Source organism: Halorussus sp. MSC15.2, assembly GCF_010747475.1.
Lineage (GTDB): Archaea > Halobacteriota > Halobacteria > Halobacteriales > Haladaptataceae > Halorussus.
The window spans coordinates 1-345 of sequence record NZ_VSLZ01000021.1; the positions used below are offsets into that span (position 1 = coordinate 1).

1 rRNA gene is annotated in these 345 nt (G+C 52.8%); it reads left to right on the plus strand.

Annotated elements, in window-relative coordinates:
- A 23S ribosomal RNA gene (locus tag FXF75_RS22320) occupies positions 1–345 on the plus strand; the annotation flags it as partial.

Genomic DNA, 345 nt, shown 5'->3' on the forward strand with positions numbered 1-345 from the left:
GTGCGTCAGTTCCAGAGTATCGGGGGTTGGATATCCCTCGTGAATATCGCGGGCATCGACCGCGAAGACTAAACACGTCTCGAGACCGATAGCGAACAAGTAGCGTGAGCGAACGCTGAAAAGCATCCCACAAAGGGAGATGCAATAGAGCCTGAAATCAGTTGGCGATAGAGCGACAGAGCACACAAGGTCCTCTAACAAACGACACAGATGCGAATCTGCAGTAGGACTTAGAGGAAGCCGGTGTTCTGTCGTACGTTTTGAAAAACGAACCAGGGAGTGCATTTGATTGGCAAGCCTAACCCGTGCACCGGGGAAGGCACAGCGAAAGCAACATGGCCGCAG